This is a genomic window from Streptomyces sp. NPDC053048 (assembly GCF_044547045.1).
Classification (GTDB): domain Bacteria; phylum Actinomycetota; class Actinomycetes; order Streptomycetales; family Streptomycetaceae; genus Streptomyces.
The window spans coordinates 347,442-373,134 of the sequence record NZ_JBITZS010000010.1; the positions used below are offsets into that span (position 1 = coordinate 347,442).

At 72.5% G+C, this 25,693-nt stretch carries 31 protein-coding genes; 19 read left to right on the forward strand and 12 right to left on the reverse strand.

Annotated elements, in window-relative coordinates:
- Positions 1–30: 30 nt before the first annotated feature.
- Complete coding sequence (locus ACIG36_RS27550) at positions 31–492, forward strand: sigma factor-like helix-turn-helix DNA-binding protein (protein WP_399933274.1); 462 nt, start codon at positions 31–33, stop codon at positions 490–492.
- Positions 489–740, forward strand: a complete 252-nt coding sequence (locus ACIG36_RS27555; protein WP_399933277.1) for a hypothetical protein — start codon at positions 489–491, stop codon at positions 738–740. The genes ACIG36_RS27550 and ACIG36_RS27555 overlap by 4 nt, the downstream gene beginning before the upstream one ends.
- A gap of 40 nt (positions 741–780) precedes the next feature.
- On the opposite strand, the gene ACIG36_RS27560 is transcribed toward ACIG36_RS27555, so the two are convergent.
- Positions 781–1,926 (reverse strand): cystathionine gamma-synthase, encoded by a 1,146-nt coding sequence (locus ACIG36_RS27560; protein ID WP_399933280.1) that lies wholly within the window; start codon positions 1,924–1,926, stop codon positions 781–783.
- 146 nt (positions 1,927–2,072) lie between these two features.
- On the opposite strand from ACIG36_RS27560, the gene ACIG36_RS27565 reads away from it, so the two are divergent.
- From ACIG36_RS27565 to ACIG36_RS27585, 5 genes are all read left to right on the forward strand, one after another.
- The gene (locus ACIG36_RS27565) at positions 2,073–3,164 is read left to right on the forward strand and encodes a hypothetical protein (protein ID WP_399933282.1); all 1,092 of its coding nucleotides are present in this window, start codon (positions 2,073–2,075) and stop codon (positions 3,162–3,164) included.
- 51 nt (positions 3,165–3,215) lie between these two features.
- Entirely contained in the window at positions 3,216–3,932 is a 717-nt protein-coding gene (gene msrA / locus ACIG36_RS27570; RefSeq protein ID WP_399933285.1) for a peptide-methionine (S)-S-oxide reductase MsrA, read from the forward strand.
- 201 nt (positions 3,933–4,133) lie between these two features.
- Positions 4,134–4,598, forward strand: coding sequence for a hypothetical protein (locus ACIG36_RS27575; RefSeq protein ID WP_399933288.1), 465 nt, complete (start codon positions 4,134–4,136; stop codon positions 4,596–4,598).
- Positions 4,595–5,257 (forward strand): hypothetical protein, encoded by a 663-nt coding sequence (locus tag ACIG36_RS27580; protein ID WP_399933290.1) that lies wholly within the window; start codon positions 4,595–4,597, stop codon positions 5,255–5,257. The genes ACIG36_RS27575 and ACIG36_RS27580 overlap by 4 nt, the downstream gene beginning before the upstream one ends.
- Complete coding sequence (locus tag ACIG36_RS27585; protein ID WP_399933293.1) at positions 5,254–6,564, forward strand: nucleotidyl transferase AbiEii/AbiGii toxin family protein; 1,311 nt, start codon at positions 5,254–5,256, stop codon at positions 6,562–6,564. The genes ACIG36_RS27580 and ACIG36_RS27585 overlap by 4 nt, the downstream gene beginning before the upstream one ends.
- 15 nt (positions 6,565–6,579) lie before the next feature.
- Here ACIG36_RS27585 and ACIG36_RS27590 read toward each other — a convergent pair whose 3' ends face one another.
- Positions 6,580–7,092, reverse strand: a complete 513-nt coding sequence (locus tag ACIG36_RS27590; RefSeq protein ID WP_399933295.1) for a hypothetical protein — start codon at positions 7,090–7,092, stop codon at positions 6,580–6,582.
- A gap of 76 nt (positions 7,093–7,168) precedes the next feature.
- Between ACIG36_RS27590 and ACIG36_RS27595 the strand changes: the two genes are divergently transcribed.
- Positions 7,169–7,591, forward strand: a complete 423-nt coding sequence (locus ACIG36_RS27595; RefSeq protein WP_399933296.1) for an acyl-CoA thioesterase — start codon at positions 7,169–7,171, stop codon at positions 7,589–7,591.
- Between the two features lie 36 nt (positions 7,592–7,627).
- Here ACIG36_RS27595 and ACIG36_RS27600 read toward each other — a convergent pair whose 3' ends face one another.
- Together ACIG36_RS27600 and ACIG36_RS27605 are read right to left on the reverse strand one after the other, a co-directional pair.
- Positions 7,628–7,930: a hypothetical protein gene (locus tag ACIG36_RS27600; RefSeq protein WP_399933299.1), complete on the reverse strand. Its 303-nt coding sequence runs from the start codon at positions 7,928–7,930 to the stop codon at positions 7,628–7,630.
- Positions 7,931–7,970: 40 nt separating this feature from the next.
- Complete coding sequence (locus ACIG36_RS27605) at positions 7,971–8,540, reverse strand: class I SAM-dependent methyltransferase (RefSeq protein ID WP_399933302.1); 570 nt, start codon at positions 8,538–8,540, stop codon at positions 7,971–7,973.
- Between the two features lie 55 nt (positions 8,541–8,595).
- Between ACIG36_RS27605 and ACIG36_RS27610 the strand changes: the two genes are divergently transcribed.
- The gene (locus ACIG36_RS27610; RefSeq protein WP_399933305.1) at positions 8,596–9,498 is read left to right on the forward strand and encodes a helix-turn-helix domain-containing protein; all 903 of its coding nucleotides are present in this window, start codon (positions 8,596–8,598) and stop codon (positions 9,496–9,498) included.
- On the opposite strand, the gene ACIG36_RS27615 is transcribed toward ACIG36_RS27610, so the two are convergent.
- The gene (locus ACIG36_RS27615; protein WP_399933308.1) at positions 9,416–10,633 is read right to left on the reverse strand and encodes a DUF2786 domain-containing protein; all 1,218 of its coding nucleotides are present in this window, start codon (positions 10,631–10,633) and stop codon (positions 9,416–9,418) included. The genes ACIG36_RS27610 and ACIG36_RS27615 overlap by 83 nt on opposite strands.
- 219 nt (positions 10,634–10,852) lie before the next feature.
- On the opposite strand from ACIG36_RS27615, the gene ACIG36_RS27620 reads away from it, so the two are divergent.
- Positions 10,853–11,200, forward strand: coding sequence for a DUF6247 family protein (locus ACIG36_RS27620; RefSeq protein WP_399933311.1), 348 nt, complete (start codon positions 10,853–10,855; stop codon positions 11,198–11,200).
- Between the two features lie 87 nt (positions 11,201–11,287).
- Here the strand turns inward: ACIG36_RS27620 and ACIG36_RS27625 are convergent, their stop codons facing one another.
- On the reverse strand, positions 11,288–12,559 hold the full coding sequence (locus ACIG36_RS27625) for an Ig-like domain-containing protein (protein WP_399933314.1): 1,272 nt from the start codon (positions 12,557–12,559) through the stop codon (positions 11,288–11,290).
- A 328-nt stretch (positions 12,560–12,887) separates the two neighbouring features.
- On the opposite strand from ACIG36_RS27625, the gene ACIG36_RS27630 reads away from it, so the two are divergent.
- Positions 12,888–13,148, forward strand: coding sequence for a hypothetical protein (locus tag ACIG36_RS27630; protein WP_399933316.1), 261 nt, complete (start codon positions 12,888–12,890; stop codon positions 13,146–13,148).
- 18 nt (positions 13,149–13,166) lie between these two features.
- Here ACIG36_RS27630 and hutH read toward each other — a convergent pair whose 3' ends face one another.
- From hutH to ACIG36_RS27655, 5 genes are all read right to left on the reverse strand, one after another.
- Complete coding sequence (hutH, locus tag ACIG36_RS27635; protein WP_399933319.1) at positions 13,167–14,711, reverse strand: histidine ammonia-lyase; 1,545 nt, start codon at positions 14,709–14,711, stop codon at positions 13,167–13,169.
- A 116-nt stretch (positions 14,712–14,827) separates the two neighbouring features.
- Positions 14,828–15,931, reverse strand: coding sequence for a diguanylate cyclase domain-containing protein (locus ACIG36_RS27640; RefSeq protein WP_399933389.1), 1,104 nt, complete (start codon positions 15,929–15,931; stop codon positions 14,828–14,830).
- A gap of 240 nt (positions 15,932–16,171) precedes the next feature.
- Positions 16,172–16,978, reverse strand: coding sequence for an enoyl-CoA hydratase/isomerase family protein (locus tag ACIG36_RS27645; protein WP_399933322.1), 807 nt, complete (start codon positions 16,976–16,978; stop codon positions 16,172–16,174).
- A 125-nt stretch (positions 16,979–17,103) separates the two neighbouring features.
- Positions 17,104–18,282 (reverse strand): adenylate/guanylate cyclase domain-containing protein, encoded by a 1,179-nt coding sequence (locus ACIG36_RS27650; RefSeq protein ID WP_399933324.1) that lies wholly within the window; start codon positions 18,280–18,282, stop codon positions 17,104–17,106.
- Between the two features lie 197 nt (positions 18,283–18,479).
- Positions 18,480–19,331 (reverse strand): biotin--[acetyl-CoA-carboxylase] ligase, encoded by an 852-nt coding sequence (locus ACIG36_RS27655; RefSeq protein WP_399933327.1) that lies wholly within the window; start codon positions 19,329–19,331, stop codon positions 18,480–18,482.
- A 179-nt stretch (positions 19,332–19,510) separates the two neighbouring features.
- Between ACIG36_RS27655 and ACIG36_RS27660 the strand changes: the two genes are divergently transcribed.
- The 5 genes from ACIG36_RS27660 (at position 19,511) to ACIG36_RS27680 (ending at position 23,751) form a co-directional block, all read left to right on the forward strand.
- Positions 19,511–21,109: an acyl-CoA carboxylase subunit beta gene (locus tag ACIG36_RS27660; RefSeq protein ID WP_399933330.1), complete on the forward strand. Its 1,599-nt coding sequence runs from the start codon at positions 19,511–19,513 to the stop codon at positions 21,107–21,109.
- A gap of 29 nt (positions 21,110–21,138) precedes the next feature.
- Positions 21,139–21,345, forward strand: coding sequence for an acyl-CoA carboxylase epsilon subunit (locus ACIG36_RS27665; protein WP_399933333.1), 207 nt, complete (start codon positions 21,139–21,141; stop codon positions 21,343–21,345).
- Positions 21,346–21,426: 81 nt separating this feature from the next.
- On the forward strand, positions 21,427–21,555 hold the full coding sequence (gene mmpB / locus ACIG36_RS27670) for a morphogenic membrane protein MmpB (RefSeq protein ID WP_399933337.1): 129 nt from the start codon (positions 21,427–21,429) through the stop codon (positions 21,553–21,555).
- A 123-nt stretch (positions 21,556–21,678) separates the two neighbouring features.
- Positions 21,679–23,130 carry a peptidoglycan D,D-transpeptidase FtsI family protein gene (locus ACIG36_RS27675; protein ID WP_399933339.1) on the forward strand — a complete coding sequence of 484 codons (1,452 nt, stop codon included), beginning with the start codon at positions 21,679–21,681 and terminating at the stop codon, positions 23,128–23,130.
- Positions 23,131–23,148: 18 nt separating this feature from the next.
- Entirely contained in the window at positions 23,149–23,751 is a 603-nt protein-coding gene (locus ACIG36_RS27680; protein ID WP_399933343.1) for a Maf family protein, read from the forward strand.
- Between the two features lie 55 nt (positions 23,752–23,806).
- Here ACIG36_RS27680 and ACIG36_RS27685 read toward each other — a convergent pair whose 3' ends face one another.
- A complete protein-coding gene (locus ACIG36_RS27685; RefSeq protein WP_399933346.1) occupies positions 23,807–24,310 on the reverse strand; it encodes a hypothetical protein in 504 nt (167 codons plus the stop codon).
- On the opposite strand from ACIG36_RS27685, the gene ACIG36_RS27690 reads away from it, so the two are divergent.
- The 3 genes from ACIG36_RS27690 to ACIG36_RS27700 form a co-directional block, all read left to right on the forward strand.
- A complete protein-coding gene (locus tag ACIG36_RS27690) occupies positions 24,309–24,470 on the forward strand; it encodes a hypothetical protein (protein ID WP_399933349.1) in 162 nt (53 codons plus the stop codon). The two genes, ACIG36_RS27685 and ACIG36_RS27690, sit on opposite strands and share 2 nt — an antisense overlap.
- Before the next feature lie 70 nt (positions 24,471–24,540).
- Positions 24,541–25,299, forward strand: a complete 759-nt coding sequence (locus ACIG36_RS27695) for an IclR family transcriptional regulator (protein ID WP_399933352.1) — start codon at positions 24,541–24,543, stop codon at positions 25,297–25,299.
- A 293-nt stretch (positions 25,300–25,592) separates the two neighbouring features.
- Positions 25,593–25,693, forward strand: a 101-nt coding sequence (locus ACIG36_RS27700) for a biotin carboxylase N-terminal domain-containing protein (RefSeq protein ID WP_158786612.1), incomplete at its 3' end; no start/stop codon positions are given.

The window sequence follows — 25,693 nt, forward strand, 5'->3', positions numbered from 1 at the left end:
CGGGCGCGGTACCTGCCCTGTCCTTGAGGGATGCGAGAGCGGCAGGCCGCCAGGGAGCGCCGCCGCGCCCGGGAGTTCGAGGTATTCGTCGGGGGCGCCGGAGGCAGGCTGCTGCACGCCGCACTGCTGCTGACCGGCGAGCCCCGGGAGGCCGAGCGGCTGCTGACGAGCGCACTGGCCCGCACGTACGCCGCCTGGGACGGACTGCGCGGCGAGGACCCCTACGACCGCGCCCGCCGCGACCTGGCCACCGCCTTCGTCCGCTCGGCCCGCCGCTACCGGCACCACGACGGCGCGATCCTCGGCCGCCTCCCACCCCGCGAGCGCCTGGTGCTGGTCCTGCGGCTGTACGAGGGCGTCGCCGAGGAGCAGACCGCGGCCTGCCTGGGGCTGTCCGTGGAGCGGGTGAGGACCCTGTGCGCGCGGGCCGTGGCGACGACGTCGACGACGCCTCCCGTGCCGTCGGGGCTGCGGGGGAGCAGGGCGCGGTGAGCGCCCACGACCGCGGGGCGGATGCGATCCGCCGCATGCTGGACGGCCCTCGTGCGCCGGTCCCGGCGGACCTGGCCGCGCGGGCCGCCGGGCGCGGCCGGCGGCTGCTGCGGCGCCGCCGGGCCGTACGGGCGGTGGGGTGGGCGCTGCTGGTGGCGGCGGTGGTGGCGTTCTGCGTGTGGGCAGCGATCGCCGAGCCCTGGGTGGCCCGCCCGTCGCACCAGGCCCCGCCGCTGCGGGACTGGTGAGGACTCCGCAGCGGCGTAAGGGCTGTGGCCCGGGGGCGGGCTAACCCAGGGCGCGCGTCAGATCGGCCAGCAGGTCGTCGACGGACTCGATGCCGACCGAGGCCCGCACCAGGTCCGCGGGGACCTCCAGCGCGGAGCCGGCCACCGAGGCGTGCGTCATCCGGCCCGGGTGCTCGATCAGCGACTCGACGCCGCCCAGCGACTCGCCCAGCGTGAACAGCTCGGCGCGGTTGCAGACCTCGACCGCCGCCTCCTCGCCGCCGGCGACGCGGAAGGAGACCATGCCGCCGAAGGCGCGCATCTGCTTGGCCGCGACCTCGTGCAGCGGGTGCTCGGGCAGGCCCGGGTAGTACACGTGCGTGACCTTCGGGTGCGCGACCAGCATCTCCACGATGCGCTCGGCGTTGGCGGTGTGGCGGTCCATGCGCACGGCGAGCGTCTTGATGCCGCGCAGCGTCAGCCAGGAGTCGAAGGGGCCGGCGACGGCGCCCATCGCGTTCTGGTGGTAGGCCAGTTCCTCGCCCAGGCCCGCGTCCGAGGTGATCAGGGCGCCGCCGACGACGTCCGAGTGGCCGCCCATGTACTTGGTGGTGGAGTGGACGACGACGTCCGCGCCCAGCGCCAGCGGCTGCTGCAGGTAGGGGCTGGCGAAGGTGTTGTCGACGACCAGCTTGGCGCCGGCCTCGTGGGCGACGCCCGCGACGGCGGCGATGTCGGTGATGCCGAGCAGCGGGTTGGAGGGCGTCTCGACCCAGACCGCCTTGGTCTCGGGCCGGATGGCCGCCCGCACCACGTCCGGGCTGGAGGTGTCGGCGACGGACCACTCCACGCCCCAGCGGCCGACGACCTTGGCGAAGAGGCGGAACGTGCCGCCGTAGGCGTCGTTCGGGATGACCACGTGGTCGCCCGGTGCCAGCAGCGTGCGCAGCAGGCAGTCCTCGGCCGCCAGGCCCGAGGCGAAGGCGAGGCCGCGGACACCGCCCTCGAGGGCCGCCAGGTTCTCTTCCAGAGCGGTGCGGGTGGGGTTGGCGCTGCGGCTGTACTCGTAGCCGCCGCGCAGCCCGCCGACGCCGTCCTGCTTGTAGGTGGACACCTGATAGATGGGCGGAACGACGGCACCCGTCAGCGGGTCCGCCTCCTGCCCGGCGTGAATCGCAAGGGTCTCGAAGCTGTGCTGGTCGCTCATTTACCCGAGGGTAGTGCCCGTTCGCTCGAACACTCCTGTTCACTTGTAACGTGCGGATGAACGATCCGCCGTTTTGTCACGTTGTACCTTCGTCGGCCCTGGAGCGGCCGTCGTTCTCCGCTCGGTTCTCTGCTCTCGGGACAATCATGGAGTTTCTGCTCATCCTGCTCGTCGTCACCCTGGTGTGCGGCCTCGTGGTGGTGCCCGCGCTGCGCCGCAGGCGGGCCGCGCAGGCGGCCGTGACGGGTGCCGGGCCAGCCACGGACCCGTTCGGCGCGCACGCCTTCGTCCCCCCGGGGCAGCTGGACGTACGACTGCCCGGCCCGGACCCGCAGCTGCTGGCGGCCGTGGACGAGGCGCGCCGCACCCAGGACTGGAAGCCCGCTTCCGCCCTGCTGCGGGGCACGGACGCCGGGTCCGCCGCCGAGCTGCGCTGGCAGCGGGTGCAGACGCTGGCCGGGGCGGCGGTCCGGGAGCTGGCCGAGGCGCCGGGCACGGGCGGGATGTGGCTGCGGCACTGGCGGGTGGTGGCGCCGGAGGACGCGGGCGGCGCGATGGTGCAGGCCGAGTTCCTGGTCCAGCAGGCGCTGCGCGACCCGTCCTCGCAGGACTACCGGATGATCCTCGAGGAGGCCCGTACGGTCTGCGCCGAGGCGGCCCGCCTGGCGCCGGACGACGTGGTCCCGGACATCGTCGGGCTCGGCGTGGCGCGCGGGCAGGGCGTGAGCGAGGCGGAGTTCCAGTCCGCGTGGGAGGCGGTCGTCGCACGCGCCCCGCAGCACATGGGGGCGCATCTGGCGGCGCTGCGCTACTGGAGCGCGAAGTGGCACGGCTCGCAGGAGCGGGCGGAGGCCTTCGCGCGCGGCGCGGCGGCGGGCGCGCCGCAGGGCAGCCTGCTGCCCGCGCTGCCGCTCTTCGCGGTCCACGACCACCTGCCGGACGTGCAGCTGGTGCGCAGCCTCTTCCAGAGCACGGTGGTCCGCGACGCGATCGAGGCCGCGCAGTACGCGGTGACGCACGCGCCGGACGACCACCCGGTGGCCCCGCACGTCCGCCACCTGCTGGCGTGGTTCCTGGTGCGCGCCGAGCGCCACGGGGAGGCGCTGGAGCAGTTCCGCAAGGTGGACGGCCACATCGGGGCCGTCCCGTGGACGTACGAGCCGGATCCGGTGGCGGCGTACGCCACGTGCCGGGCGGTGGCGGTGGCGGGCTGGGAGTCGGGCCGGAATGCCGGGTAGAACGGGTCCGTTGTAACGACGGAAGCCGTCAGAACCCCTGGAGGGACCGCCATGCTCTTCGGCCGCCGCGAGATCCACCTGCCCGCCCCGGAGCAAGCACTGCCGGGCCGCCCGGAGCCGGAGTTCCCCCTGCAGGAACGCCACACGGTCCTGGGCACCCCGCTGGCGGGCCCCTACCCGGAGGGCCTGGAGGTGGCGGACTTCGGCCTGGGCTGCTTCTGGGGCGCGGAACGAAAGTTCTGGCAGGCGGAGGGCGTGTGGACCACCCTGGTCGGCTACCAGGGCGGCCACACCCCGAACCCCACGTACGAGGAGGTCTGCAGCGGCCTGACGGGCCACACGGAGGCCGTCCGCGTCGTGTACGACCCGTCGGCGATCTCCTACGCCGCACTCCTGAAGCTCTTCTGGGAGTCCCACGACCCCACCCAGGGCTTCCGCCAGGGCAACGACCACGGCACCCAGTACCGCTCGGCGGTCTACACCCACTCACCGCACCAGCAGTCGGCAGCGGAGTCGTCCCGCGAGGCCTACCAGCAGGTCCTGCACTCCGCGGGCTACGGCCCCATCACCACGGAAATCCTCCCGGCGGGCACGTTCCACTACGCAGAGGCGTACCACCAGCAATACCTCGACAAGAACCCGTCGGGCTACTGCGGCATCGGTGGCACGGGCGTCGAGCTGAGTGCCCCGTTCGAAACCAACTGGGGCGCCTCCTGCCCGACGGGACTCGCGCCGGCACCGGAGCCGTCGGACGAACGGTCCCGCTGACGCTGCCGCATCCAGCTTCCGGGCGGTCCGGCAGGGATCACGCGCTGGTCGTACGTGCGTCTCCGCCGTTCGGCGGAGGCCGGCCGGACCTCGGGGCGACGTGCGGGCGCGGTCCCGGCCGTCAGTGTGGATCACATGCTGCGAGTGAATGTGTTGCCGAACGTGCCGCGGTGGGCGGAACGGGCCGCTGTGGGCGCTGCCTTGACCAACGTCCCCTCGGGGCTCTGGCGTCTGGCCATCGCCGTGGGGATTCCCGTGGGGCTGGGCCCGTCCGAGTACGAGCAGTTGCGGGCACCCGGCTGGGGGTCCGTCTATCTTGTCGGGCTCAGCCTGGTCGCCGAGGCCTTCGCCGTTCTCGCCCTGGGGCTCGTACAGGGCTGGGGCGAGATCTGGCCACGCTGGATTCCGTATCTGCGGGGGCGGCGCGTGCCGGTCCTGCCGGTGACCGTCGTGGCGGGGTTCGGTGCGCTGGCCACGACCGTCTTCGGCGTGATGTTCGTCCACACGTCGCTCAATGCCGACATCGAGGCCTCGGCGTGGGGCATGGGGCTGCTCAACGTCGTCTACGCCCCGTTGCTGCTGTGGGGACCGCTGCTGGGCGCGGTCACGGTGCACTACTACCGGCGACGGACCACGTCGCGGCCGCCTGAGATCATCTGCGGGTGATACCCAGCACCACAGCACCCCTCCGCGGCGACTTCGAGGCCCATCTGACCGTCCGTGCCGACGGCGACCCGGGCGCCGTGGACGCGCTCGCGCGGTACGCCGCCGGGCGGGGCGTGAAGTTCACGCACATTCTGCTCGAGCGCGGCCGTACGCCCAGCCAGCCGATGCTCACCCTGCGCCGCTCCGGGGACGTGGACGAGGTGCGCGCGGCGGTCGAGGCTGAGGGGGACGCGCTGCGGGCGGTCGGGTTCGACGTGGTGCGGGTGAAGCTCGAGGCGGCGCCCTGGGCCGAGGGCGTGCCCGGCAGCGACGAGGAGGCCGTGGCGCTCGGCGGGCGGTACTACTTCGAGCACCACATCAAGCTGCTGCTCCCGCCCGGTGCGGACACCACCGCCCTCGCGCACGTCTCCGGCCGCCACACCGCACACCTCTCCCGCAACGCCCGCCGCGTACGGGCCGACGGCCGCGCCGAGCGGTTCGTCACCCAGCGCTGCCGGCTGGTCGGCCGCCGCACGGCCGGGGCACGGCTGGACGCACTCGTCGCGGCGGTACGGGCGCACTGCGATGAGATCGCATCCGTCGAGCGGGAGTTCGTCGTCCACGACAGCGACGAAGCGCTCGACGCCGGCTGGATCGACGAGGAAGGTACGGGGGAATGACGGCGACACCGTGGGAGAGGTTCGACTACGGGCCCTGGGACGACGACATGGTCGTCCCGCAGACACCACCCGACGAGGCGACACGCGCCGCCCGGGACCTGCCGCGCACGCTGCGCCCGGTGACCGGCGAGGGCGTGCTGCAGCGCCCGGCGTACGACCCGGCGGTCAATCACCGCCGGCTCGGCATGCGGCTGAGCGAGCCGCAGTTCACCGACGCGCGCAAGGGCGAGGCCTGGTACACGGCCCGGCACCGGGCCCTGTGGCAGGTTCTCGCCGCGGTCGCCGGCTCCGAGTGGGCGGGGCATCTGATGCTGCGCGGCAGCATGCTGCTCCGCACCTGGTACGGCGACGCCGCCCGTGAGCCCGGCGACCTGGACTTCGTTGTCGTGCCCGACACCTGGCGGATCGACGACGAGCGCACCGACACGATGCTCGACGGAATCGCCCGTGCCGCCGAGGCCCGTACCCGCGAGGCGGGCTGCCCGGTCCGGATCGACGCCGCCGGCGCGGTCAGCGACGAGATCTGGACGTACGACCGGGTGCCGGGCCGCCGCCTCGTGCTGCCCTGGACGGCGGAGGACGACGACACACCGGCGGGCACCGTCCAGCTGGACTTCGTCTTCAACGAGAAGCTGCCCGACCCTCCCGTCCCGGGCGGCGACGGCACGGACCTGATGACGGCGAGCCGCGAGCTGTCCCTCGCCTGGAAGCTCCTCTGGCTGGTCACGGACCACCACCCCGAGGCCAAGGACCTCTACGACGCGGTGCTCCTCGCGGAGGACCCGGGCACGAACCTGCCGTACGAGCTGCTGCACCGGATCCTGCTGGCCGAGGGCGAGCCCTGCGACCTGCACTACATCCTCGTCCAAGCGGCGGAAGCGGACTGGGACGAGTACCACAAGGACCGCCCCGCGCTCTCGGACACCGGCATGGGCTACCTGTCGCGCCTGGCCATCGCCCTCGCCCCTGTCTTCGCCCCCGACGAGGAGGGCGTGTACGCGCCGCTGGCCGCCGTCTTCGCGGAGCTGACGTCGATGGTGCGCGCGGAGCGCGACGAGGGCGGGGCGGAGGCGGTCGAGGCCTGGTTCACGCGCCGCACCCTGCCGTCCGTCTGCGCGGTCGTCGTCGCCCGCGAGCTCCTCGGCCGTACGCAGTGCACCCTTCAGGAGGCCGCCGACCTGCTCGTCACCTTCCGGGACACCCGCTGGGGCCGCGAAAGCCACCCGTACCTGGACGGATGGCACGGCAACGCGCACGAGACGGCCCGGCGGCTGGAGGCGGCGGAGGCCGCGGCCACTGTTCAGTGACCAGCCGTCAGGTCGTCAGTCCGTGATGCCCAGGTCCGCCCGCATCAGCCGCCGCATCGCCGCCAGGCGCTGCTCGGCCTCCTTGAGGTCGAGCAGCGCACGGGCCGCGCTCTCTCCCTCGCGTGCGACGCCGCGGTCGATGCGCTTGGCGGCGGCGTCCGCCCCCGCCAGGACCTCGTTGACGCGCCGGGACGCCGCCAGGACGGCCTCGGGGACGATCATCTGCGCCTCGGCGTAACGGTCGCGGTGGTCCAGGCGCGCCTCCTCGAGCTGTTCGCGGTCGTGGTCGGTGTAGACGCCGTCGCGCAGCCGGTGCAAGGCGTCCTTGAGGAGGGTGTGGAACTGCCGCGAGGCCCGGTTCATGGCCGTGTAGGCGGCGCGGCGCTCCTCGAAGCGCCGTCGCGCCTCCTCGGCACGGGCTTCCTCCGCACGCTGCCGGGCGGTGACGCGGTGGGTCAGCAGCGGAGCGAAGAGGGTGCCGAGGACACCGACGACCGCGGTGACCATGGCGGCTATGACAGCGCTCATGAAGCGACCCTAGCCACCGGAGGGAATGCGTCCACCGGAAGGAATGCGTCCACCGGCCTCGGCGGTTGGAACCGCCATGAGCGAACCCTTCACCGTGGCCATCACCGTGCGCGGCTACGAGACCGACTCCCAGGGTCACCTGAACACCAGCGTCTACATGCAGTACGCCGAGCACGCCCGCTGGGCGGCTCTGGAGGCCGCCGGGATCCGGCAGAGCGCGATGCTGGAGAAGGGGGTGGGCCCGGTGAACCTGGAGACGAACATGCGGTTCCACCGGGAGCTGCGGGCGGGCGACGAGGTCCGGGTCAGCTGCGCGTTCTCGTGGAGCGGAGGGAAGACGTTCCGGATCGAGCAGCGGCTGACGAAGGCCGACGGGACGCTCGCGGCCGAGGTGAACAGCGTGGGCGGGCTGCTGGACCTGCAGTCGCGCCGCCTGGTGGCCGACCCTCTGACGCACTTCGAGGCTCTGGCCGCCGACATGGACGTCCTCGGCCTCTGACGGCCGCCACATCGCTGTCGCGAACCTGCCGCCCCCTCAGCCGGCGAACCGCACCGACCTGAAGGAGACCCGGCCCCCCGTCTGTCCCGGCGTCAGGGTCAGGACGTCACTCTCGCACCCCGGCTCCTCGAACAGCGTGGCCGGGGCGTCGGTCATGTTGGTCGGCAGGGTGGCGCCCTTGGCGACGTCGACGCACTTGCCGCCGGCCGGGTTCAGCAGGGAGTCGGGGCGGCCGCCGGCGGTGTAGAGGAAGCCGCCCGTCGCCGCCGGGGCGGGGCCCGGCAGGGCGAGTACGAGGGCGAGGGCACCGACGACGGCCGTCACAGAACGTCTCAGCATCGACATCAAGGTCATCAACGTCATCAACATGATCAGAGGCTTAACCAGGGCATACCGCCCTGAAACGGAAACTCCCCTTCCCGATCTCGACCTCCACCTCCCCGAAGCCCGCCGCCCGCAGCCGGTCCTCCAGCGTCTCCGGCGGCACGGGCACGCACGTGTCACCCAGGTGGATCAGCCGGAATCCCCAACTGCTCAGCGCGTCGCAGCCGGTGAACAGCCCGCCCGGCCGCAGCACCCGCCGCGCCTCCGCGAAGAGCTGGTCCTGCCGCCAGCGCGAGGGCACATGGTGCAGCATCGTGAAGCAGGCGACGGAGTCGAAACGGCCGTCGTCCCACGGCAGGGCGGTGCCGTCGCCGTGGACGACCTCCGCGCGGTCACCGAACCTCCGGCGCAGCAGGTCCACCGAGGCGTCGTCGACCTCCACCACGCTCAGGCTGCGCACCTGCCGCAGCAGGACGTGCGTGGTGGCCCCGTAGCCGGGGCCGATCTCCAGCGTCTCGGGCCCTAGGCGAACGCCCTCCAGGGCCCACGGCAACAACTCGTCCTCGATCGCCCGTGCCCATCGCTGAGAGCTGCACAGACGGCGGTGAATCAGGTTCATCGGCATACAGCGAGGCTAGGAACCTGGCAGAGGTGTCGTATACGGGCCAAGGAGTCAACCCATGTCGCAGAACGGACACGCGCGGAACGGCCAGCACGGGAACGGCCAGGACGGGATCGGCCACGCGGGGAACAGCCACGAGCACACCGGCCACGTCGTCTCCCCCCACGGCAGCGCCATCGCCGTCGGCAGCTTCGCCCTCGACGGCGACGAGTGGTTCGACGTCCACGAGCACGGGGCGCACCAGCTCGCGTGGGCGCCCCGCGGCGTCCTGGCCGTGCGCGCCGCCGGCCGCACCTGGGTGCTGCCCTCCACCGTGGCGCTGTGGATACCGGCGGGCGTCCCGCACGCCACGGGGGCCACCTGCGCCTCGCTGATGCGCAGCCTGTACTTCTGGCCGGACCGCTGCCCGCTGACCTGGGAGACGCCGCAAGTGGTGCCCGTCCCGGGCCTGTTGCGCGAGCTCATCGGCTACCTCTCGCAGGACGGGCTGTCGGCCGACGCACGCCGCCGCGCCGAGGACGTCGTCCTCGACCAGCTCAGGCCGGTGTCCGTGACGACCGTACGGGCGCCCCTGCCCGGCGACCCGCGCGCCCGGCGCGTGGCCGAGGCGTTGCGCGCGGACCCGGCGGACGACCGCACGCTCGCGCAGTGGGGCGCGGAGGTGGGCGCGAGCGCCCGCACGCTGGCGCGCGCCTTCACGGCCGGCACCGGCATGTCGTACGGGCAGTGGCGCACCCAGCTGCGTCTGGAGGCGGCGATGCCGCTGCTGGCGGCGGGTGCCACGGTCTCGGCGGTGGCCCGGCGCGTGGGCTACGGCTCGCCGAGCGCGTTCGTGGCGGCGTTCCGCAGGGGCGTGGGGGTGCCGCCGGGCGCGTACTTCACGCGCCCTTCCGCCGGGAGAGCCGCGCCGCGTCCGCGGCCTGACGGCCCTGCTCCCACCCCTCCGCGTCCCGGCCCTTGAGCCGGTGCGAGGTGGTCTCGGGGAACAGCCGCCCGGCGGTCTCCCCGACCTCGACGTCCCGCGCGGCCAGCACCGGCAGCACCTCGGGCCGCGCCTCCTCGGCAGCCACCTCCCGCACCGCCGCCGAGAGCCGGTCGCCGATGCGCCCGGCGTAGGCGATCAGGAAGGACTCGCGGAAGTCGCGGGTGCGGCGCGAGCGGCCGCGGGCGTGGTGATCGTCGGCGGCGCGCCGCATGGCGGCGGTGGCCTGTACGAGCAGCGAGGTGTAGAGGAGTTCCACCAGCTCGAGGTCGGCGTCGAAACCGACGACGGTGGAGAAGCCGTACTCGCCCGACCACACGGCCTGGCAGTGGTTGGCGGAGGCCACGGCGTCCAGCAGCAGCGCCTTGGCGGACTCGTACGGGCCCTCGATCCCGATCCGGCAGGCTCCCGGCCCCTCGGCGGAGGCGCCTGCCTCGACGGCCAGCAGGGCCTCGTCGACGGAGTGCCGGGCCATGAGCTCCTGCGCCTTGGCCGACAGCGCCTCGGCCTCCTCGGGGAAGTGGGTCGACTCCGCCTTCGCGAGCAGGGCCCGGATGCGTCCGAGCATCTTGGGCGGTGGGGCCCCGGCGGGGGCGAGCCGTACGTGGGCGGTTCCCGGCAGCGGCCCGACGGCGCCGATCCGGGGCAGTCCGTCCAGCACCCGCAGCGCGCCGAGCGCGGCGGCCGCCGTCTCGAACCGGCTCAGCCGCTCGCGCCGCGCGAAGCCCGCCAGGAACGTGTCGTCGCCCTGCCACCACTCCCGCGCCTCGAGCTCGGCCAGCTGCGCCGCCCAGCGCGGGCCCAGCGTCTCCGGGGCGTACCGCCGGGCCTCGGCCGCGATGACGTCGATGGCGAACCGCGTCCCGACCGGCCCCGCCTCCCGCCGCACCAGCCGGACGACGTCGGCGGGCTGCCATCCGTACTCCCAGCACCGCCGCACGACCCCCGAGCCGACCCGCACCACGGCGCCGCTGACGGCCTCCCACCCGGCGGGGGCGGCGGCCACGAGGGAGGCGGCGGCGTAGAGGGCGTCCTCGAGCGCGTCCCCGCGCACCGCCCGCAGGCCGCGCAGGGCGGCGGAGACGGTCTCCAGGGGCGGCTCGGTGTTCTGCACGGCTCGGTGCTCTCTTCCGTCGGCAGGAGTGGAAGCCTCCATTTTCCCGTACGCCTGTCGAACACCCCGCGCCACCCGCTGCTGCGTCCGCATCCGGCCCGGAACACAACGGCAGGAGTGGCTCCGGCAACCCGATATCGATATCGGCCTCCCGCCCTCGGCCCGGCCGAGCCGGAGGTACCGTTGCGTACAGCCGACCCACGCTCACCGGAGGTCACCGTGAGTGCGCAGCCCGACGGCCCGTACGGGCCGTTGATCCCCATGCCGGAGCTCACGCCCGACGCCTTGCGCGCCGCCGTGGCCCAGATCGCCCCGAGCAGAGTCCCCGCGCTCACCCGGCACCTCTTCGAGGCGACGACGAACGCGCAGCGGACTCAGAGTCTTGCCCCGCTGCGCGCCTTCGTTCACTCGTGGGCGACGTTCGTGGCGGTCGAGCGTCATCCCCAGCGCGCCGCCCGCCTGCGCGAACTCGAGCGCATCGTGGATGAGGGCACCGAGGACCCGACCGAGGCGGTCGACGAGATCCGGCGGATCCGGGAAGCAGCGGAGGCAGAGGCCGGGCTGTGACCGAATGGACCTGGGACTCGTTTCCGATCGGCGAAGGCCCCCACGGCGGTTTCCGCCGTGGGGGCCTTCGCCGATCCGCTCAGGACATCACGAGCCGGTGGCGCTGCCCGCGACCCACTTCGACCAGTCCATGTTCCAGCCGTTGAGGCCGTTGTCCGCGGCGATGGTCTTGTCGTCGGAGTTCTTGACCTCGACGACGTCACCGAGCATCGAGTTGGAGTAGAACCAGGCGCCCGCCGTGTTCGGGTCGTCCGCGCCCTGCTTGTCCTCCAGGCCGATGCAGCCGTGGCTGGTGTTGGCGACACCGAAGATGCCGCTGCCCCAGTAGTTGCCGTGGATGAACGTGCCGGACGTGGACAGGCGCATGGCGTGCGGCACGTCCTTGATGTCGTACTCGCCCTTGCCGTCGTTCTTGGTGAAGCCGACCGTCGAGCCGTCCATCCGGGTCTCCACGAACTTCTCGGAGATCACCATCTTGCCGTTGTACGTCGGGCTCTTCGGGCTGCCGGCCGAGATCGGGATGGTCTTGATGGTCTTGCCGTCCCGCACGACTGTCATCTGGTGGGTCTTGACGTCGACCGTCGAGACCTGGACCCGGCCCACCTTGAACTTGATCGTCTTCTTCTGGACGCCCTTGATGCCCGGGGCGCCCTCGACGCCGTCGAGGTCCATCTTCAGCGTGACGTCCGAGCCGGCCTTCCAGTACTCCTGCGGACGGAAGTCCAGGCGCTGGTCGTTGAACCAGTGACCGACGACCTTCTGGCCGCTGCTGGAGGTGACCTCCAGGTGGGACTGGACGGCCTTGCGGTCCTTGATCGGCTTGTCGAAGTTGATCGACACCGGCATGCCGCCGCCGACGGTCGAGCCGTCCTCCGGCGTGAAGGAGCCGATGAAGCTGTTGTCGGGCGAGACCGTGGAGAAGGAGGAGTTCTCGGTGGCCTTGCGGCCCTTGGCGTCCTTCGCCTCGGCCACGACCTTGTACTTGGTCGAACGCTCGAGCTGCTTGTTCGGCTTCCAGGTCTTCTTGTCCGAAGATATTGAACCCTCGACGGGGGTGCCCTTTTCCGTCGTCATCTTGACGCTGGTGAGCTCACCGTCACTGACGGTGACGTTGACGGCGTCGGGGGTGATGCCGGCGTTGGTGGCGCCGCCCTTGGGCGTGATCTTGATGTGCGCCTCGGACGCGTCCTTGGCCGCCGCGGCGTCGACCTGACCCTGGGACTTGCCCTTGCTGTCGCCGCCGCTCTTGGCGTCGTCGTCGCCACCGCAGGCGGACAGAGTCAGTACACCGCCGAGCACAGCGGCCGCGGCCACCAGGCCCTTGCGGCGCTTGCCGTACGTCATCACACGCTTCTCCATTGCTCATGGACCCCGGAATCCCCCGAGCCGACCGTGAGCTCATAGGGCTGCACGCATCCCGGCTACTACTTAAGGGAACGCCCGCACCCTCCAGTCCGTTCCACACCTCGGGAGATTGTGGGGAAGACCACCCCAGTAAAGCCCCTCCGGACACAACCTCCGCAACCGGGGTCTTGACAACAGACCGACGCTCCATCAAGCAGCGCCGACGACCGCACGCCACCCGCGACTTCCCCCCGGGCCACCGGTATCACTAACATCGTGTCAGTCGGGACTCACCGAAGCTCCACGACCCCCAATCTCCATCGCCGCAAGGGGGATTCATCCCGTGACCGCACGCCGCCCGCTGCTCACCGCCGTCGCCGCCGGCACGCTGCTGAGTGCGATGTGGTTCGTACCGAGCGCCAACGCGACGCCCGAACACCGCACGGCGAAGCAGCAGCCGAGGACCGCCGGCACGGAACTGGCCCTCGCGGACAGCGGCAGCGTCGACACCACCCCGTACTTCTTCGGCGGCATCGCGTTCGTAGCTGCCGGTGGCGCAATGGTCACAGCCGCTGTGCGCAGGTCGCGCACAGCGGCTGAGTAAGGGAATCAGGCCGGGGAATCAGGCCAGCGGCCCGGTGACCGGCTCGACCGCGGCGACCAGCTCCCCGCTCCGCACGAAGGCCTCGGCGGCCGCCAGGTCCGGAGCGAGGAAGCGGTCCTCGCCCGGCCCCTCGACGCCCGCCGCCCGCACGGCGGCGACGACGGCCTTCGCGGCCGGACCGGGCTCCAGCCCCTCGCGCAGCTCGATGGCCCGCGTGGCGGCCACCAGCTCCACCGCGATGACCCGCCCCAGCGCCTCCACGGCCGTCCGCAGCTTGCGGGCGGCCGACCAGCCCATGGAGACGTGGTCCTCCTGCATCGCGGAGGACGGGATGGAGTCCACGGACGCCGGCACGGCGAGCCGCTTCATCTCGCTGACCAGCGCGGCCTGCGTGTACTGGGCGATCATCAACCCCGAGTCGACGCCCGCGTCCCCGGCCAGGAACGGCGGCAGGCCGTGCGAGCGGTTCTTGTCGAGCAGCCGGTCGGTGCGCCGCTCGGCGATGGACGCGAGGTCGGCGGCGGCGATGGCGAGGAAGTCCAGCACATAGGCGACGGGAGCCCCGTGGAAGTTGCCGTTGGACTCGACCCGGCCGTCGGCCAGGACGACCGGATTGTCGACGGCGGCGGCCAGCTCCCGGTCGGCGACCAGACGGGCGTGCGCGAGGGTGTCCCGCCCGGCGCCCGCGACCTGCGGCGCGCACCGGACCGAGTACGCGTCCTGCACCCGCGGCGCGTCGTCCTGGTGGTGCCCGGTGAGCCCCGAACCCGACAGGACGGCCAGCATATTGGCGGCGCTGGACCCCTGACCCGGATGCGGCCGGATGGCGTGCAGCTCGGGCGCGAGGACCTTCTCGGACCCCAGCAGCGCCTCGAGCGACAGGGCGGCGGTGATGTCGGCGGAGGTGATCAGCCGCGAAAGATCGGCACAGGCCATGACCAGCATGCCGAGCATGCCGTCGGTACCGTTGAGAAGGGCGAGCCCCTCCTTCTCCCGCAGCTCGACGGGCTCGATCCGGTGCTCGGCGAGCAGCTGCGCGGCCGGACGCACCACCCCGTCGGGCCCCTCGGCGTCGCCCTCTCCCATCAGCGTGAGCGCACAGTGCGACAGCGGCGCGAGATCGCCCGAGCACCCCAGCGAGCCGTACTCGTGCACGACGGGCGTGATCCCCGCGTTGAGGATGGCGGCCATGGTCTCCACGACGAGCGGCCGCACGCCCGTGTGCCCGGAGGCCAGCGTCTTCAGGCGCAGGAACATCAGCGCCCGCACGACCTCGCGCTCCACGCGCGGCCCCATGCCCGCGGCGTGCGACCGGACGATGTTGCGCTGCAGCTGCGCCCGCAGGTCGGGGCTGATGTGACGCACGGCGAGGGCACCGAAGCCCGTCGAGACGCCGTAGACGGGGTCGGGCTTCGCGGCCAGATCATCGATGACCTGCCGCGCGGCGGCGACGGCGGCCAGCGCTTCCTCGGAGACGACGACCCGCGCACCACCGCGCGCGACGGCGATCACGTCTTCCGCGGTCGTTCCGGACGTCCCCACCACCACAGTGTGCATATCCATATTCAGGCACCCTAGGGACTGAATCGCGAGCTGTCACTACCCCACTTTGTTACAACGCGAACGCAGCCCGCACGCGTCCCGGGCGCGATCCCGGAAGAGCCCGTCCCGGCCCCGCCCTACGACCGCCGCCCCCGGAACCGCCGGCGCTCCGCCCCCGCGGCCGGCACCGGCGGCCGGTCCGCCATCCGCACCACCGGATCCTCCAGCCCCCCGTCCCGTCCCGCGACGACCGGCTTCGAGGACCGCGCCCCCTTCGCCCGGTACTGCGCCGCGTCCGCCAGCCGGAACAGCCGCCGCGCCGACCGCACCTCCCCGATCGGATCCCCCGTCGAGGCGATCCCGCAGGCGACCCCCTCCCCCAGCTCCAACTCCGCGGCCCGCCGACACAGTTCGCCGGCGACCCGCACCACCTCGTCCGCCGTCGGACCCACCGTCAGCAGACAGAACTCGTCGCCCCCCAGCCGCGCCGCCAGGGCGCCCGGCAGCTTCGCCCCGCACAGCGACAGCACCGACCCGAAACGTTCCAGCAGCCGGTCCCCCACGGCGTGCCCGAGCGTGTCGTTGACGGTCTTGAGCCCGTTCAGGTCGCAGACGACGAGGCTGACGACGACGCCCTCCGACATGTGCCGCTCCACGGCCTCGTCGAGCCGGGCGTCGACCGCGCGCCGGTTGGCGAGCCCGGTGAGCGGATCGGTGAAGGCGAGCCGCCGCACCTCCTCGAGCCGTTCGGTCTGCGCGATCCCGGAGGCAGTGACGGCGGCCAGCACAGTCGCGAAGTCGGCGTCGGTGGGCCCGAAAACGGGAGCCCCCACGGGCCGGGCCACATACAACTCCCCCCAGGCCCGCCCGTGCAGCACGACGGGCGCCACGACACAACACCCCCGTCCCCGCCGCCGGAGATCGGCGACGCGCTGGTGGCAGTAGGCACCGTCGGCAGCACCGCCACCCTCCCCGACGGCCTCGACCCAGGCATGCGGCTCCCCGCCCACCCACGCCTCGTGCAGGAACTCGGTGATCTCGGGGTAGTCGTGCACGGGATAGGACTCGTCGACGGGAAAGCGCTCCTCCCCCGCCGCCAGCTCGCCGGCGTTCACCAGCACCCGCAGGCGCCCCCGCTCCCGCTCCCAGACCGAGACGGCGGCGAAGGTGCCGCCCAGCGCGCGCCGCGCACCCTCCGCGGCGGCCTCCACCGCCTCGAGGGGCCCCTGAGCGGCGGCCATGGCCTGCGCCAGCTCCACGACGGCGCGCAGCCGGTCGTCCCGCTCCCCGCCGGCCCCGCCGGCCTCGCCGACCCCGTCAGCCACCACCCGAGCCTCACATTCAGCCACCGTGCGCAGATCCTGCACTCCAGCGTAAGAACGTCGGGCTCATTCCGCCTTATCGGAACAAACGCGGAACAAAGGCGGGGGCGAAAGCGAGGCGCAACACCAGGCGAAACGCCGGGCAGGCGCCCCGCCCCGTCACTCCCCCGGCCAGTCCGGCTTCCGCTTCTCGTTGAAGGCCGCCACGCCCTCCGCCCGGTCGCCGGAGAAGGCCACGGACCGCCACGCCGCGTCCTCGACCTCCAGACCGGCCCGCAGGTCCAGCCCGTGCCCCAGCCGCAGCGCCCGCTTGGCGGCGCGCAGCCCGACCGGCGAGTTGGCGGCCATCCGCGCGGCAAGGGCGAGGGCCTCCTCACGGTCGCGCCCGGCCTCGACCACCATGTCGACCAGCCCCAACTCCCCGGCCTCGGCGGCCTCGACCCGCCGCGCGCTGAAGATCAGCTCGGCGGCCCGCGCGGCCCCCACCCGGCGCGGCAGCAACTGCGTGCCGCCACCGCCGGGGATGACCCCGACGGACACCTCGGGCAGCCCCACCACGGCCGTGGCGTCCGCGACGATCACATCGCACGACAGCGCCAGTTCGAACCCGCCGCCCAGCGCGAAGCCGTGCACGGCGGCGATGGCCGGCACGGGCAGTTCGAGCACGCCCGCATAGGCGGCGCGGGCGTGCGGACGCTGCCGCCCGAGGTCGGCGTCGGTGAAGGAGTTGCGCTCCTTGAGGTCCGCGCCGACGCAGAAGGCGCGCTCGTGGGTGGAGGTGAGCACGACGACGCGTACGTCGCGGTCCGCGGCCAGGGCGGCGGTCGCCTCGGCGATGCGCCGCCCCATCTCGGTGGAGACGGCGTTCATGGCCTTGGGCCGGTCCAGCACGAGCTCGGCGACATGGCCGTCCTCGTGCCGCCGGACGGCGACCCACTCCCCGAACCGCTGCTCATCCGTGCTCATGAACGACCTCCGGCGATGTCGAGACGATCGATGTGAACGATCGTGAACCTGCCGGCGATCATCGCAGCCGCGCGGCCCAGCCGAAAGGGGCCGGGCTCACGGGCCGGCCGCCCCCGGCCGGCGCCTCAGCGCCCGTCCCGCCGCGTCAGCAGCCAGGGCTCGACGACGCCCAGCCCGCGCACCGGCCGCTGCCACATCGGCTGCAGGGCGAACCGGTACGTGCCGTGCTCCTCGCCCGCCTGTTCGGCCGCCGCGACCTCCGCCTCGGACTTGGGGGCGTCGCCGCTGCGCGCGAGCTCCTCGGCGAGGGCGCCGTCGACGAGGACGGCGTCCTTCGGCGCTATCGACGTCAGCCGGCTCGCGAGATTGACGGTCGTACCGAAGACGTCGCCCATGCGCGTCGTGACCGTCCCGAACGCGATCCCGACCCGCAGCTCCGGCATCGTCTCGTCGTGGGTGAGCGTCTCGATCAGCCGCAGCCCGATCTCGGCGGCCGTGCCGGCGTCGTCGGCGGCGAACAGCACCTCGTCGCCCAGCGTCTTGATCAGCCGGCCGCCGTGGGCGGCCACCAGGTCGGCCGCCGTGGTCTCGAAGGCCTCGACCAGCTCGCCGAGCTCCTCCTCCTCCAGACGGCGCGTCAGCCGGGTGAAACCGACGAGGTCCGCGAAGCCGACGGCCAGACGCCGGTCGACCATCTCGGCGTCGTCGGCGGCCTGTACGACACGTCCGGTGGCGGCGGCCAGCTGCCGCCGCCAGACGTAGACGAGGAACTCCTCCAGCTCCGGCAGCAGCAGCTCGACCAGCGGATAGGTGATCTCCGTGCGGGTCATGCCCTCCTGAGGCTCGGTCAGGCCCTCCAGGAAGGAGTCGATCTGCCAGTCGGCGAGCCGCGCCGTGGTCTGCCCGGTGGACCGGGCGACCTGTACGGCCATGGGCTCGCTCAGCAGCCCCGCCTCCACCAGGCCCGCCAGCCGCCGCAGCGCCAGGACGTCCGCCTCGGTCAGCGCCCTGGCCTGGCCGATGTCGGCGAAGCCCATGGCGCGCCAGAAGCGGGCGGCCAGGTCCATGGAGACTCCGGCCGCACGGGCGGCCTGGAACGGGGTGTAGCGCCGCTCGGCGCCCAGGATCAGCGCCTCGAGGCGGAGCGCGAGGGGGTCTCCGCCCTCGTCACCGAAGTCCTCCGGGTCGAAGTCCTCCGCGGCGGCTCCGGACCCGGCTGCCCCGGACGCGGCTGCCCCGGACGCGGCGCCGTCCTCCCCCGTAGCCCTGACGGCACGGGAGGTGCCCCCATCGTCGGCGGTCACCGCCCGCCCCCTGTCCGATCCGTGCGCACTGCCCTGCCGATCGCTGCTCGCCTAGGTTCCGGGCACAACGATACGTCAGGTGTGCCGTAGCTCACTCTCCCGACGGCGTGGCACTCACTCTTTACGACCTTTGCGGCACTTCTTTACGTCTCCATGTACTGCTACGTGCCGTTCGCGCCCCCGGATGACCCGACCCGTCACGCCCCCGCGGGCCGCAGATGGACGACGTCACCCGCTCCCACCGGCTCCTGCACCCCGTCGGCGGTCGCCAGCACCAGCCTCCCGTCGCCGTCCACGGCGACGGCCTCCCCGACCAGCTCGCGCCCGCCGGGCAGTTCGGCCCGTACCGACCGGCCCAGCGTGGCGCAGCCCGCCGCGTACGCCTCCTGCAGCCGGCACGCGGCCGGGTCGCCGCCGACGGCCCGCCACTGCCCGTACCACTCCTCCAGCGAGCGCAGCACGGCCCGCAGCAGCGGGTCGCGGTCGAGCACCTTGGCGCCGGCCAGCGCGAGCGAACCGGCGGCGGGCACCGGAAGCTCGTCGACGCGCAGCGAGACGTTCAGCCCGATGCCCACGACGACGCTGTCGCCGGCCCGCTCGGCGAGGATGCCGCCGGTCTTGCGCTCGAATCCGCCGATGGTCACCAGCAGGTCGTTGGGCCACTTCAGGGCGGTGTCGACGCCGGCGGCGCGGGAGAGCGCGGTGGCGGTGGCGACGCCGGCGAGCAGCGGCAGCCAGCCCCAGCGTTCGACGGGCACGCCGGGGCCGGGGGTGAGGCGGACGGAGAAGAAGAGCCCGGAGCGCGGCGGCGCCGACCAGGTGCGGTCGAGCCGGCCGCGGCCCGCGGACTGCTCCTCGGCGACGAGGACCGCGCCCTCCTCGCCACCGGCGGCGACGAGGTCGGTGTTGGTGGAGCCGGTGCGCTGGACCACCTCGAAGGAGGTCCACAGGCCGCCGGGGCGGACCAGCCCGCGCCGCAGGGCGGCGGCGTTCAGCGGGGGCCGGTCCAGGTCGGACCAGCGGTTGCCAGAGGCGTCGGAGGGCGTCATAAGGCCCACCATAGGAGGCGAGGGCGGGGGAAACCGGACGGCCACGGTGTGGCCAACGACGCACTGCCGCACCGCATGCGCGCGGCTACCCTACGAACCGGTAGCACCCGGCAGCACCTCTTCCGGGCACCTTGAGCACGGCCGATCCCACCCCTCTGGACGAGCAGGAGCCGCATCCCGTGTCCGAGCCAGAAGCCAATGGATTCGACATCCACACCACCGCGGGCAAGCTCGCGGATCTGCAGCGCCGGATCGAGGAGGCGACGCACGCCGGTTCCGCGCGGGCGGTGGAGAAGCAGCACGCCAAGGGCAAGCTGACGGCGCGCGAGCGGATCGATCTGCTGCTGGACGAGGGCTCGTTCGTCGAACTGGACGAATTCGCCCGGCACCGCTCGACGAACTTCGGCATCGACGCCAACCGCCCGTACGGGGACGGTGTGGTCACGGGCTACGGCACGGTCGACGGCCGCACGGTGTGCGTCTACTCGCAGGACTTCACCATCTTCGGCGGCTCGCTCGGCGAGGTCTACGGCGAGAAGATCGTCAAGGTGATGGACTTCGCGCTGAAGACCGGCTGCCCGGTCATCGGCATCAACGACGGTGGCGGCGCCCGCATCCAGGAGGGCGTGGTGGCCCTCGGACTGTTCGCCGAGATCTTCCGTCGCAACGTCCACGGCTCCGGCGTCATCCCGCAGATCTCCCTGATCGTGGGCCCCTGCGCGGGCGGCGCGGTGTACTCGCCGGCGATCACCGACTTCACGGTGATGGTGGACCGGACGTCGCACATGTTCATCACCGGCCCGGACGTCATCAAGACGGTCACCGGCGAGGACGTCGGCTTCGAGGAGCTGGGCGGCGCACGGACGCACAACACCACCTCGGGCGTGGCGCACCACATGGCGGGCGACGAGAAGGACGCCATCGACTTCGTCAAGGCGCTGCTGTCGTATCTGCCGTCCAACAACCTCTCCGAGCCGCCGGCCTTCCCCGAGGAGGCCGACCTGGACGTCTCGGACGCCGACCGCGAGCTGGACGTGCTGATCCCGGACTCGGCGAACCAGCCCTACGACATGCACACCGTGATCGAGCACGTGCTGGACGAGGGCGAGTTCCTGGAGACGCAGGCGCTGTTCGCGCCGAACATCATCACCGGCTTCGGCCGGGTCGAGGGCCGCCCGGTGGGCATCGTCGCCAACCAGCCGCTGCAGTTCGCCGGCTGCCTGGACATCAACGCCAGCGAGAAGGCCGCCCGCTTCGTGCGCACCTGCGACGCCTTCAACGTCCCGGTGCTCACCTTCGTGGACGTCCCCGGCTTCCTGCCGGGCACCGACCAGGAGTACAACGGCATCATCCGGCGCGGCGCCAAGCTGATCTACGCCTACGCGGAAGCGACGGTCCCGCTGATCACGGTGATCACCCGTAAGGCGTTCGGCGGTGCGTACGACGTCATGGGCTCCAAGCACCTGGGCGCCGACCTCAACCTCGCCTGGCCCACGGCCCAGATCGCGGTCATGGGCGCGCAGGGCGCCGTCAACATCCTGCACCGGCGTTCCCTCGCGGCGGCGACGTCGGACGAGGAGCGGGAGGAGCTGCGCGCGCAGCTGATCGCGGACTACGAGGACGCGCTGCTCAACCCGTACGCGGCGGCCGAGCGCGGCTACGTGGACGCGGTGATCATGCCGTCGGAGACCCGCGGCCACATCGTGCGCGGGCTGCGCACCCTGCGCGAGAAGCGCGAGGTGTTGCCGCCCAAGAAGCACGGCAACATTCCCCTGTAGGCAACGGTCACCGAGGAAGGGACGCTGACGTGATCAAGGTCGTACGGGGCAATCCGACCCCGGAGGAGCTGGCCGCCGCCCTGGCGGTGGTCCAGGCGCGCGCGGCGGCGGGCGCGGCCGCCCCGCCCGCCGCGCCGGCCCGCTCGGAGTGGTCGAACCCGGCCCGTCTGGCGGCGGCGCACCGCGTCCCGCACCCGGGGCCGCGCGCCTGGCGCACGACGTACTGGCCCGCCTGAGCCCGGCGGCCGCCGATCGCCTGTGGCGCCTGAGTACGCGTACTCAGGCGCCACAGGCCTTCCGGCCGGAGCATGGAGGTCATGCTCTGGTCAGACCCCTCCGACGAACCGCCCGAGGAACTGCGCGAGGCGCAGGCCATGCTCCGGCGGGCGGGCTTTGTGCTGGCTGTGGGGGTCGTGGTGCTGTTCTTCCTGCTGGGACTCAGCTGAGGTGGCAGCCGAGACAGCAACTGAGGTCACAGCTGCCTCATAGGTTTGCCCCGACCGCAACCGCATTCGTCCGATTCGCGTCTTGCCCTGCGATATGCCGCGAACCGGGGAGTCCGTACCACCATGAACAAGCCCGTACGCCACATAGCGATCTTCACCGGCCTGCTCGTGCTCTCACTGCTGCTGCGGGCGACGTGGGTGCAGTTCGTCCGCAGCGACGAGCTGTCGAACCACGAGAAGAACCGCCGCGTGACCATCGCGAGCTTCTCCCAGCCGCGCGGCAACATCATCGTCGGCGGCCGGCCGGTCACCGGCTCGGTGGTGACGGACGGCGACCTGAAGTACAAGCGCACCTTCACCGACGGAAAGATGTACGCCCCGATCACCGGCTACTCCTCGCAGAGCTACGGCAGCTCCTACCTCGAGGGCGTCAACAACAAGCTGCTCAGCGGCACCGACAACCGCCTGTTCCTGCAGCGCACCGCCGACATGCTCGCGGGCGAGAAGCCGCGCGGCGGCGACGTGGTGACGACCATCGACCCCAAGGCCCAGAAGGCCGCCTACGAGGGGCTCGGCGACAGGAAGGGCGCCGTCGTCGCCCTCGACCCGCGCACCGGCAAGATCCTCGCCCTGGCCTCCACTCCCTCGTACGACCCGTCCGTCTTCGCCGGGAACGGCAAGAAGGACCAGCAGGCCTGGGACGCGCTGCAGAAGGACAAGGACAAGCCGATGAACAACCGGGCGTTGCGGGAGACCTACCCGCCCGGCTCCACGTTCAAGATCGTGACCGCGGCGGCCGCACTGGAGAACGGCCTCTACACGGACGTCAACGCCGCCACCGACTCCCCGGACCCGTGGACCATGCCCGGCACGGTGACCACGCTGCCCAACCAGAACCCCAACGCCCCCTGCAAGAACGCCTCGCTCAACGTCGCCATGCAGAACTCCTGCAACACCGTCTACGGCAAGGTCAGCTCCGACCTGGGCAAGGAGAAGATGCGGAAGACGGCGGAGAAGTTCGGCTTCAACCAGGAGTACTTCACCCCTGTCCGGGCCAGCAGGAGCACCTTCCCCGACAACATCAACACCTCGCAGACCGCCATGGCCGGCATCGGCCAGGGCAGCCTGACCGCCACCCCGCTGCAGGTCGCGATGATGACCGCGGCCATCGCCAACGACGGCAAGCTGATGAAGCCCTACATGGTCGAGGAACTGCGCGGCCCGGACCTGTCGACGATCGAGAAGCACAAGCCGGAGCAGATGTCGCAGGCCGTCTCGCCGGAGGTGGCCAAGAAGATCCAGCGGATGATGGAGGACACCGCGACCAAGGGCACCGGCAAGGCCGCCCTCATCGACGGCGTCACCGTCGGCGGCAAGACCGGCACCGCCGAGCGCGGCAAGGACCAGAAGAACCTGGCCTGGTTCATCTCCTACGCCAAGACCGACGACGGCTCCCCCGTCGCCGTCGCCGTCATGGTCGACCCCGACGAGAACGTGCCGGACGACGAGATCTCCGGCGGCAAGCTGGCCGGCCCCATCGCCAAGAAGGTCATGCGGGCCGTCCTCGGCAAGTGAGAACGTAGGCTGGCCCGCATGACCACCCCTCGCCGTCTCGTGCTGGCCTCCCAGTCCCCTGCTCGCCTCGGCCTGCTGCGCCAGGCCGGTCTGGCCCCCGAAGTGATCGTCAGCGGAGTGGACGAGGACGCCCTCGACGCCGCGACGCCCGCCGAGCTGGCGCTGGTGCTCGCCGAGGCGAAGGCGGCGGCCGTGGCCGGACAGGACGCGGCGGCCGGGGCCCTGGTCGTGGGCTGCGACTCGGTGCTGGAACTGGACGGCCAGGCGCTCGGCAAGCCGGCCGACGCCGAGGAGGCCACGGCGCGCTGGAAGTCCATGCGCGGCCGCGCCGGCGTCCTGCGCACCGGGCACTGCGTCATCGACACCGCCACCGGCCGCCGGGCCTCGGCGACCGCCTCCACGACGGTCCGCTTCGGGGAGCCCAGCGACGCCGAGATCGCCGCCTACGTGGCCTCCGGCGAACCGCTGCATGTCGCGGGCGCCTTCACCCTCGACGGCCGGTCGGCGCCGTTCATCGAGGGCATCGACGGCGACCCGGGCAACGTCATCGGCCTGTCGCTCCCGCTGCTCCGCGAACTGCTCGCCGAGCTCGGCACCGGCATCACCGACCTCTGGGCGTAAGGCCCGTGGGCATGGGGCCCGCGCTGCAAGCCTCGGGGCCGGGACGGCGCCGGGGCTAGAGCGGCAGCGCCTTCGTGGCCTGGCCGACTTCCTTCAGCTGCTCGAGCTTGCCGAGGCCCTTGATGAGTCCGGGGTGCAGGCTCTGGTCCTGCGGCGGGGCGGTGTCCGGGTGCGCCGGGATGCCGGCGGGCGGCTGGAGCTGGTCGTGGCCGCTCTTGACCTTGCCGCCCTTGCCCCGGTCGGCCTCCGCCGAGGCGTCCTTCGCCGGAGCCTGCTTCGCCGGGGCGCCCTTCGCCGCGGCATGCTTCCCCGGAGCCTGCTTCCCCGCGGCATGCTTCCCTGCGGCCTGCTTCCCCGCGGCGTGCTTCGCCGGCACCTGCTTCGCCTGGGCGCCCTCCTTCGCGGGGGCACCCTGCTCCGGGGCGGTGACGTGGACGGGACCGGCGTTCGACGACGGCGGCGGAGCCACCGGCGTCGGCGCGGCGGAGGCGGTCGCGGCGGAGGACATGGACAGAGCGGCGCCGGCCAGAGCGGCAGCGGCAGCAATGCGCTTGATCATGACTTCATCAACGATGTACGGCTATTTCGGTCACGTCGCCGTCCGCCGCCCGAGGGAATTCCGGGCATCCCAGGCATACTTCGCGCCCGACCGGACGCCCGACCGGACGCCCGACCGGACGCTCGGCCTGCTCCGCGAGCAGGCGCCCGCCCAGAGCTGAGCCCGCCGCCACCGGGAGGCTGTGCGAATCTGGGAGGCCCGTTCGTGCAGCCCCGAAGGAGCCCGCCCGCATGCCGCAGTCCGTGGACCGCGCCCTGGACGTCCTGGACGCCGTCGCCGCGGCCGACGGGCCCGTACCTGCCAAGGCCCTCGCCCGCCGGCTGGGCTGCGGGCTGTCCACGGTGTACGAACTGCTGGGCACCCTCACCGAACGCGGCCACCTGGTCCGCACCTCCTCCGGCTACCTCCTCGGCTACCGGGTGCCGTCCCTGCACCACGCCTTCCAGCGGCAGATGCGCATGACCGACGAGGTGCAGGAGCTCCTGCTCGAGGGGCGCCGCGCGGCGGGTGTGGACACCTACTTCAGCACCTACCGCGACGGGGGCATCGCCGTCCTCGCCGCCTCCGCCCAGGCCCACCCGGCCACCGGCGGCTTCACCGTCGGCCGGGACACGACGCCGCATGCCACCGCCCACGGCAAGGTCCTGCTGGCCGCCCTGCCCCGGGCGGTGCGGCTGCGGCACCTGGCGGCGTCCGGAATGCGGGCCGTCACCCCGCGGACGATCACCTCGCCCGAACGACTGGACGCGCAGTTGCACACGGTGCGGCGCGAAGGCGTGGCCGTGGAGGTGGAGGAGTGCGCCCCCGGCGTGGCCTGCATAGCGGTGCCGGTGCCCGCGCCGGGCGCGCCGACGGCCGTCTCGGCGGCGCTGCCGCTCGAGGAGTTCCACCGGCGCGGGCGGCAGGTGACCGAGGCGATCCGTCAGGTGGCGGAGCGGGCGGCCAAGTTCCGGGGGACGCACGACATCACGCGCGCTACCGGCGGGTAAACCCTTGGAAAGGGGCCTCACAGCCCGGGACGGCACGCAAACTTTGTGTCACCCGTTCGTAGGGACTCCACAAAGAATCGGCACCGCCACTCGCGGTGGCCCGCCGAGATCTTGACCACAACTTCAGGCGACCGGCGCTCCGGATTCCCCGGCGTACCGTGGAGGACCTGGGGACTTCGGCCCGCGAACGGCTCCCCCTTCACGCTCCGTGTGGGCAAGGTCACCCCGGAAGTCGGGTCGGCACAGAGTGTCGCCAGTACCTAAACTCACCTTGTTTCAAGGAGGGAGCCATCGTGCGCAAGGTGCTTATCGCCAACCGTGGCGAAATCGCTGTCCGTGTCGCTCGTGCGTGCCGGGACGCGGGGATCGCCAGTGTGGCGGTCTACGCTGATCC